We start from the raw sequence: 7,998 nt of genomic DNA on the forward strand, positions 1-7,998 counted from the left end.
CCTGCGCCACCAGCCAGTCGCCTAGCCCTGCGAGCGCAATGCGGCCCCCCTCGGTCGCCAGCGCCTCGGCGAGGCCTTCCAGCAACGCGGACAACGCCGCCCGGTCAGCGGGTCGGGGAAACGCCGTCAGCTTGACGGCCGCGCGGTTCATGCGGGCGTCGCGCACCACGGCCTCAGCGTGCGACGCGCTGCCGGCGGCGATCACCTGGCCTGTCGCCCAGCTTGCGCGGGCGCAAGCCTGCGCGATGGCCGCTTCGTGGGCCAGGACGATCATCTGTGGCGTCGGTGCACGCACCGGCGTCGCGATCCAGTCTGTCTCGCCCGCGACCGCAGAAGCGATGGCGTCCAGGATCGTCGCGTCATCGGCGCCGGCTGTCCGGGCGGCGTTCGCCGCGCGCGCCAGGCTGGCGTTGCGCGCCGGATCGGCGCAGGCCTCGGCGTCGCCGTCGCAACGGCTGACGGCGTCGATCACCGCCTGGAGGCGCACGGCCAGGGCGGCGGCGGCGGACCGTGCCGCAACGACGCCGCGATGGCGCGCCATGAGACCCGAAAGTGCGCCGTGCGCCCGCGCGTCGCCCGGCAGAAGCAGGACACCGCTCGTCCCCGAAGCCAACGCCGCCACGCCCCGCAGCAAGGCGGCGGCCAGCGGCTTGCGCAGGGGCTTCGGCAGCCGCGCGGCCCACGCCTCGATCGCCGCGGCGATGTCGGTCTCGCCCGGCGCCCAATCGAGCCAGGCTTCTACCTGGGCGGAGGTCCAGTGGGCGGGCGCGTTCACCTGGGCGAATCCATCCGAGCGCTCGAGTTCACGCCGCTCCAACCGCACGTCTGGCGTCACAGTGACCATGGCCTGCCTCCAAGAACGCCCAGGGTACCGGTCGTTGGAGGTTGCGATCAATAGATGTTGCGGTTTTCTAGGTCGCCATCCCCAAGATGTTGAGGTCGGAGCGACCCTGGACGCTTCGCGCCGCCGCCCCTATAGTCCGCCCGCTTCCTGTCCCCCGAACCCACCGGCAGACCTTGATCAACCTTCTGAAATCGATCTTCACGTGGTGGAACGGCGCGACCATCGGCGCGCGTTTCACTATCGGACGCCGTGGCGTGTTCATCGGACAGGACGACACCGGCAATCGCTACTATGAGGCCAAGGACAACAGCGACAGCTATGACGACCGCAAGCGCCGCTGGGTGATCTACGAGGGCTACGCCGAGGCCTCGAAGGTGCCGGCCGAATGGCACGGCTGGCTGCACCACACCTTCGTCGAGCCCCCGACCCGCGAGGCTCTGCCGCGCAAGGCCTGGGAGAAGGACCACCAGCCGAACCTCACCGGCACCATCCACGCCTACAAGCCCAAGGGCTCGCTGGCCCGCGGGGGCGAGCGACAGGCCGCGAGCGGCGACTACGAGGCCTGGAAGCCGGAGTAAGCCTCGGATGCGCCTGCGTCGAACCGTCGTGATCCGCGTGACCGCCCTGTCGGCTATGGGCGCAGGCGTGCTGGTGGCCGGATTGGTGAGCGCACAGCCCGCGCCGCCACCTATAACCCCCGCACCGATCGTCCCCAGCACACCTGCGCCGGTGATCGAGCCCGTGCCCGGGCCGGTGATCGTGCCTGCAACCCCGGCCGAGGAAGCCCCGCCGGTCGACGTGCCCACGCCTGCGCCGCTCGCCACGCCACCGGTACAGGCCGCCGAGGTCGCCCCCGCCGCGCCGCCAAAGGCCCAAGTGGCGGATAAGCCCGCCGAAACGCTGAAGCGCGCCCGCTACGACGTCGCCATCCTGCAGGCGCTGGACAAGGTGACCGCCGAGAACATGCGCTTCGAGGCCGAGGTCGGCACCCCGGTGCGCTACAAGAACCTGGTGTTCACCGTGAAGGCCTGCGAGCGCGCCGCGCCTGACGAAGCCGTCGACGATTCCATGGCCTATCTGATCATCGAGTCGCAGCCCAAGGCCGCGCCGGGCAAGCCGACGCCGGCGGCGCGCCAGGCGTTCCGCGGCTGGATGTACGCCTCGTCGCCGGGGCTGAACCCGCTCGAGCATCCTGTCTACGACGCCTGGGTGATCACCTGCAGGGCGACCGCGCCCGTGGTTGCGGCCGGCAACGCGCCGAAGTCGGCGTCGTCGACGCCCAAGGCCCGCCCAAGCCTGCGCTGATATTCGGCGCGCGGGATCTCCTCGACGCCGAACTGGGCCAGGTGCTCGGTCATGAACTGGCAATCCAGCAGGACGAATCGACCGGCCAGCAGGCGGGCCACCAGATGCGTCAGCGCCACCTTGCTGGCGTCGCGGGCGCGCGAGAACATGCTCTCTCCGAAGAACGCGCCCTCCAGGGCCACGCCGTAGAGCCCGCCCAAGAGCACGTCGCCGCGCCAGCACTCGACGCTGTGGGCGTAGCCAAGCTCGTGCAGCTCGCCGTAGAGCTGCTCGATCGGCTGGTTGATCCAGGTCTCGCCACGGTCCGGCGTCGCCTCGGCGCAGGTGCGGACGACCTGGTCGAAGGCGGTGTCGATGCGCACCTCGTAGGGATCGGCGCGCACCGTGCGGGCCAGGCGGCGGGACAGATGGAAGTCCGTCAGCGGCAGCACCCCGCGCTCATCGGGATCGATCAGGAACACTCGTTCGTCGTCGCGGGCGTCCGCCATCGGAAACACCCCGCGGGCGTAGCAGGCGAGCAACTCTCGCGACGAGAAGCCGTACATGGCCGACCCGGCCTCAGGCCGTCTGCTGGGTCTTCATCCAGGTTTCCAGCCAGTGGATGTTGTAGTTTCCGGCCAGGATGTCGGGCTGCTGCAACAGCTCCTGGAACAAGGGGATGGTCGTCTCGATGCCGCCGACCACCATCTCGCCCAGGCACCGGTTGAGCCTGGCGATGCATTCCTCGCGGTCGCGCCCGTGGACGATCAGCTTGCCCGCCAGGCTGTCGTAGTAGGGCGGGATCACGTAGCCGGCGTAGAGCGCCGAATCCAGGCGAACGCCCAGGCCGCCCGGGGCATGGAAATCGGTCACCAGGCCGGGCGAGGGGATGAAGGTGCGCGGGTTCTCGGCGTTGATCCGGCACTCGATGGCGTGCCCTTCGAACACCACTTCGGACTGCTTGAACGACAGCGGCAGGCCGGCGGCGATGCGGATCTGTTCCCGCACCAGGTCGATGCCGGTGATCGCCTCGGTGACCGGGTGCTCGACCTGCAGGCGGGTGTTCATCTCGATGAAGAAGAACTCGTCGTTCTCGTACAGGAATTCGATGGTGCCGACGCCCAGGTAGCCGATCGCCTTGACCGCATCGACCACCACCTTGCCGATCTTGGCGCGGGTCGCCGCATCGATGGCCGGCGAGGGGGCTTCCTCCAGCACCTTCTGGTGGCGGCGCTGCAGCGAGCAGTCGCGTTCGCCCAGGTGGCAGACGTTGCCGAAGCTGTCGGCGATCACCTGCAGCTCAATGTGCCGGGGCGTCTGGAGATAGCGCTCCATGTAGACCGCGTCGTCGCCGAACGCGGCGCGCGCCTCGCTGCGCGCAGTACCGACGGCTTCAGCCAGGTCGTCGGCCGACTGGGCGACCTTCATGCCGCGTCCGCCGCCGCCGGCAGCGGCCTTGATCAGCACCGGGAAGCCGATCTTGGCGGCGGCCTCGAAGGCCTCCTCCTCGGTCGTCAAGGCGCCATCGGAGCCCGGAACCACAGGGATGCCGGCGTCCTTCACCGCCTGCTTGGCGGTGATCTTGTCGCCCATCATGCGGATGTGCTCGGGCTTTGGCCCGATGAAGGTGAAGCCGTGCGCACCGACGATCTCGGCGAAGCGGGCGTTCTCGGACAGGAAGCCATAGCCCGGATGGATCGCCTGGGCGCCGGTGATTTCGGCGGCGGCGATGATCGAGGGGATGTTCAGATAGCTCTTGGCGGCCGGGGGCGGGCCGATGCAGACGCTCTCGTCGGCCAGCCGCACCCACATGGCGCCGGAATCGGCCTCGGAATGGACCGCGACGGTGGAGATGCCCATCTCCTTGCACGCGCGGTGGACCCGCAACGCGATCTCGCCGCGATTGGCGATGAGGATTTTATCGAACATCGCCCTACTCGATGACGACGAGCGGATCGCCGAACTCGACGGGCTGGGCGTCCTCGACGAGGATCTCGACGATCCGGCCCGACTTGGGTGAGGGGATCGGATTCATGGTCTTCATCGCTTCGACGATCAGCAGCGTGTCGCCGGCGGTGACGTTCTGGCCGACGGAGATGAACGGGTCCGCGCCGGGCGTCGCCTGCATGTAGACGGTGCCCACCATCGGCGAGTTGACGGTGTCGCCCCGGGCGCGGACCGGCGCTGCGGGCGTCTCGGCTGCGGCCGCCGGCGCAGGCGCGGCCGGCATCATCGGGGCCTGGGCGTACATCTGCGTCGTGGCGAAGGTCTTGGCGACGCGGATCTTCAGGCCGTCGCGCTCGACCTCGATCTCGCTGAGGCCGGTCTCCGTAAGGATGTCGGCCAGCCTACGCACCAGGCGCGCGTCGATCGGGTCGGCGGGGGCCTTGGGAGTAGCCATGGATACGTTCCTCAACTCTGCGGGGCGTCAGGTCGAGAGGCCCGCGGCCGCCTCGACGGCCAATGCGTAGCTGGCGGCGCCGAAGCCGGACACTAGCCCGGTGGCCGCCAGGGAGACATAGGTGTGGCGGCGGAAGCTTTCGCGCGCCGCCGGATTGGACAGGTGGCATTCGACGATCGGCAGGTCGACCGCTTTCAGCGCGTCGAGGATCGCCACCGAGGTGTGTCCATAGCCGGCCGGATTGATCACCACGGCCGACCCGTGCTCGCGGGCTTCCTGGATCCAGTCGATCAGCTGGCCTTCATGGTTGGATTGGCGAAACACGATCGTGCGGCCAAGCGCACTGGCGCGCGCCTCGCACAGCAGGCGCACGTCCTCGAGCGTGTCTTTCCCATAAATCTCCGGCTCGCGGACCCCGAGCAGGTTGAGGTTGGGGCCGCTCAGCACATAGATCGGTTTCGACATTCGGCTCCGCCGTCGATTCCGCCGTCTTGTAACGAGGCTCGGGCGGGGTCACAAGCATGCCGACCGGGAGCCTGGTGATGAACCTGACCATCAACGGCGAAAGCCGCGCCGATCTGGCCGTCGCCCACCTTGCAGAACTGGTGGCGCGACTGGGGCTGGACGCACGCAAGGTTGCGGTGGAGCACAACCTGGAGATCGTGCCACGGTCGGCCTATGCGGCGACGCGGCTCAGTGACGGCGACCGGATCGAGATCGTGCATTTCATCGGAGGCGGCTGACGTGGACGGGTCACAAGACAACTCCGCCGAAACCTGGACCGTCGCAGGGCGGACGTTCCGCTCACGCCTGATCGTCGGCACGGGCAAGTACAAGGACTACGCCCAGAACGCCGCCGCCGCCGAGGCCGCGGGCGCGGAGATCGTCACCGTGGCGCTGCGCCGGGTGAACCTGTCGGACCCGACGCAGCCGATGCTGGCGGATTTCGTCAAACCCGACCGCTTCACCTACCTGCCCAACACCGCCGGATGCTTCACCGGCGAGGAGGCTGTACGGACCCTGCGGCTGGCGCGCGAGGCCGGCGGCTGGGACCTGGTGAAGCTGGAGGTGCTGTCGCAGACCAAGCACCTGCTGCCGGACATGGAGGAGACCCTGCGGGCGTTGAAGCTGCTGATTTCCGAGGACTTCCAGGTGATGGTCTATTGCTCCGACGATCCGGTGTACGCGAAGAAGCTCGAGGATGCGGGTGCGGCGGCGATCATGCCCGCTGCGGCCCCGATCGGTTCGGGGCGCGGCATCCAGAATGCGCTGAACCTCGGCCTGATCATCGAACAGACCAGCGTGCCGGTGCTGGTGGACGCGGGCGTCGGCACCGCCTCGGATGCGGTCGTGGCTATGGAGCTTGGCTGCGACGCGGTGCTGATGAACACCGCCATCGCCGAGGCCAAGGACCCGATCCGCATGGCGCGGGCCATGAAGCACGCGGTCATCGCCGGCCGCGAAGCCTATCTGGCCGGGCGCATGGACAAGCGGATGTATGCGGATCCGTCGTCGCCGCTGTCCGGATTGATCTGAAGGACTGCCTTTCCCGCAAAGCGGGAGAGGGGGACCGCGCCCCGCAGAGGGCGTGGTGGAGAGGGCGTGCCCCATCCACGGCGTCTGGATCGGAGGATCGCTCCGCCGCGCCGGCCGCTTGCCCTTTCCACCCTTCGCTCTTCCCCGCCGGTCGAGCCGGCGGGTCGGCGAACGGTCCCGCTTTCCCACGAGGTGGGAAAGGAAGAGCGGGGATTCAGGCGGAGCTGCGCCAGATCGACGGGCCAGTGGTGGGGGGCAGGCGCGGGAAGCTTGCCGCGCCGAAGAGTTCGGATCGTCGGTTTCGCCGTTGTGGCGTGGTCGGGGGACGGTCCGCGTAGGTGAGAGCTGATTCCGGGTCGTCCGGCGCCAGCACGCCAGCCTTCACCAGCAAGGCGTCGGCGGCAATATCCTGGCGCAGGCGGGCCATGGACGCATCGACCGCCTCATGAACGGCGTCCACATCAAGGTCTTCCGCCTCCAGCAGCTCGTCGAGCGCATCCAGAGCCTCGTCGGAGTCGGGACGTTCGTACTCATTCCAGCCGACGCGCTCGGGCGAGATTCTGGGCTGGTATGGTGCGGGCGGCGTGGCGGTCGGCCTGGGCGTCGGCGATGGGGCCAGGGCCTCGCGGCGCGCCGCCTCGGCCAGTCGGAATTCCAGGGCCAGGGTCTGGCGCACGGCCCGCGAAACGCGATGGAACGCCAGTCCGATCTGGGCCTCGGTCCGGACATCCTGCGTCCGCAACATGGCCTCGCTCAGCCGGCGCACCATGGCCATGCCGACCTCGGCCAGCTCCGCCAGGACGCGGCCGTGCCGCTCACGCATGTCGCCTTCGGTGACCATGAACAAAAAGAGAACATAGAAAGGGTGGATTGTCAAACAATAGCGTGTTCATACGCCTTCAAGGGGCACGCCGACGTCGGGGGGCTGGGAGTCGTGGAACGGCTGCTTGCTGGCGATGAGCCGACGGGTGGCATCGACCCGAAGCGGAATCTCGCAGGCTCTCACGCCTCAATCTGAAGCGCCTTAAATTTGCAGCCCTTTCGCCAGTTCCGGGAAATGGCTCATCAGACGTGTGACCTCGCAACCCCGGCGGCCTGAATTCCAACGCCTGACAGTAGAACGCCGCAGGTCTCGCGACCGACGACGCATGTCTGTCGGGCGGGATTCACTACGCGAACGAGGCCTTCCGGCGACGAAGCATTGCACCGGCCATGCCGAAACCGCCGATCATCAACGCCCAGGTCGAGGGCTCCGGAACGACGCCGACGTTGATGTTGAGGCCACTGCCGTCGGCGAGCGCCAGGTTCGGCGCGAGCTCGGTCTCGATCCGCGACTGGAACTGCGGGGCGATCGTGACGTTGAAGGTGTTGCTGGCGTCGGTCACGCCGAAGCCGCTCCGCAGCACGCCGAGCGTGGCCCAGACGTAGAAACTCTCGCCCGGGTTCAGGACATGGTCGGCCGCGCCTGTGCAGGAGGTCGCCGCGACGCTCAGGAACTGCGTGGTATTCGGCTGGCCGATGGGGCTGACCGAGGCTGTTCCCATGGCGAGCGCCCCGGTGGAACCGCATGTCCCGGTCCACTGCCCGCTGGCCGACAGCCCGGTTCCCGCCTGGAAGTACTGCGCTGACACCAGGGGGTCGAGGATCGCGCCTGTGGTCACGGCCAGCGTCGCGCCGACCCGACCCCCGGCCTGCGCGCCCCCCGCGAGGTAGTCGACCAGGCCCTGGAACGCGTTCAGGGGAATCACCAGCGCCGTTTCGCCCGTGTTGGTGTAGCCTTGGATGGCGTGGGCCGCCGCAAAGTTCACGGCCGGGACGAACGCGTTGTTGGGCAGGGAGAATCCACCACCGCTGGCATAGGCCTTCAGAACCGGAAGGCCGAGCGCGCCATCGCCGGCCTGGGCCGAGGCGAAGGCCTGGCCGAAGTTGACCG

10 protein-coding genes and 1 pseudogene are annotated in these 7,998 nt (G+C 68.6%); 4 read left to right on the plus strand and 7 right to left on the minus strand.

The window, feature by feature from the left end:
• A pseudogene (locus Q8M88_RS11605) lies at nt 1–844 on the minus strand (hypothetical protein); the annotation flags it as partial.
• Between the two features lie 176 nt (nt 845–1,020).
• Here Q8M88_RS11605 and Q8M88_RS11610 point away from each other — a divergent pair.
• Both Q8M88_RS11610 and Q8M88_RS11615 read left to right on the plus strand, forming a co-directional pair.
• The gene (locus tag Q8M88_RS11610; RefSeq protein WP_305597325.1) at nt 1,021–1,422 is read left to right on the plus strand and encodes an NADH:ubiquinone oxidoreductase subunit NDUFA12; all 402 of its coding nucleotides are present in this window, start codon (nt 1,021–1,023) and stop codon (nt 1,420–1,422) included.
• A gap of 7 nt (nt 1,423–1,429) precedes the next feature.
• On the plus strand, nt 1,430–2,149 hold the full coding sequence (locus Q8M88_RS11615; protein ID WP_305597316.1) for a DUF2155 domain-containing protein: 720 nt from the start codon (nt 1,430–1,432) through the stop codon (nt 2,147–2,149).
• On the opposite strand, the gene aat is transcribed toward Q8M88_RS11615, so the two are convergent.
• From aat to Q8M88_RS11635, 4 genes are read right to left on the minus strand one after another with little or no spacing between them, the layout of a single operon-like run.
• Nucleotides 2,041–2,694: a leucyl/phenylalanyl-tRNA--protein transferase gene (gene aat, locus Q8M88_RS11620; RefSeq protein ID WP_305597317.1), complete on the minus strand. Its 654-nt coding sequence runs from the start codon at nt 2,692–2,694 to the stop codon at nt 2,041–2,043. The genes Q8M88_RS11615 and aat overlap by 109 nt on opposite strands.
• Nucleotides 2,695–2,707: 13 nt before the next feature.
• Nucleotides 2,708–4,057, minus strand: a complete 1,350-nt coding sequence (accC, locus tag Q8M88_RS11625; protein WP_305597318.1) for an acetyl-CoA carboxylase biotin carboxylase subunit — start codon at nt 4,055–4,057, stop codon at nt 2,708–2,710.
• A 4-nt stretch (nt 4,058–4,061) separates the two neighbouring features.
• Nucleotides 4,062–4,529, minus strand: a complete 468-nt coding sequence (gene accB, locus Q8M88_RS11630) for an acetyl-CoA carboxylase biotin carboxyl carrier protein (RefSeq protein WP_305597319.1) — start codon at nt 4,527–4,529, stop codon at nt 4,062–4,064.
• Nucleotides 4,530–4,556: 27 nt separating this feature from the next.
• On the minus strand, nt 4,557–4,994 hold the full coding sequence (locus Q8M88_RS11635) for a type II 3-dehydroquinate dehydratase (protein WP_305597320.1): 438 nt from the start codon (nt 4,992–4,994) through the stop codon (nt 4,557–4,559).
• A 77-nt stretch (nt 4,995–5,071) separates the two neighbouring features.
• Between Q8M88_RS11635 and thiS the strand changes: the two genes are divergently transcribed.
• Nucleotides 5,072–5,272, plus strand: a complete 201-nt coding sequence (thiS, locus tag Q8M88_RS11640) for a sulfur carrier protein ThiS (RefSeq protein WP_305597321.1) — start codon at nt 5,072–5,074, stop codon at nt 5,270–5,272.
• A gap of 1 nt (nt 5,273) precedes the next feature.
• Complete coding sequence (locus Q8M88_RS11645; RefSeq protein WP_305597322.1) at nt 5,274–6,065, plus strand: thiazole synthase; 792 nt, start codon at nt 5,274–5,276, stop codon at nt 6,063–6,065.
• Nucleotides 6,066–6,279: 214 nt separating this feature from the next.
• Here Q8M88_RS11645 and Q8M88_RS11650 read toward each other — a convergent pair whose 3' ends face one another.
• Both Q8M88_RS11650 and Q8M88_RS11655 read right to left on the minus strand, forming a co-directional pair.
• Entirely contained in the window at nt 6,280–6,888 is a 609-nt protein-coding gene (locus Q8M88_RS11650) for a hypothetical protein (protein WP_305597323.1), read from the minus strand.
• A 346-nt stretch (nt 6,889–7,234) separates the two neighbouring features.
• On the minus strand, nt 7,235–7,998 hold a 764-nt coding region (locus Q8M88_RS11655), incomplete at its 5' end, for a PEPxxWA-CTERM sorting domain-containing protein (RefSeq protein WP_305597324.1).

The sequence above is a fragment of the Phenylobacterium sp. genome (assembly GCF_030693805.1).
Classification (GTDB): domain Bacteria; phylum Pseudomonadota; class Alphaproteobacteria; order Caulobacterales; family Caulobacteraceae; genus Phenylobacterium.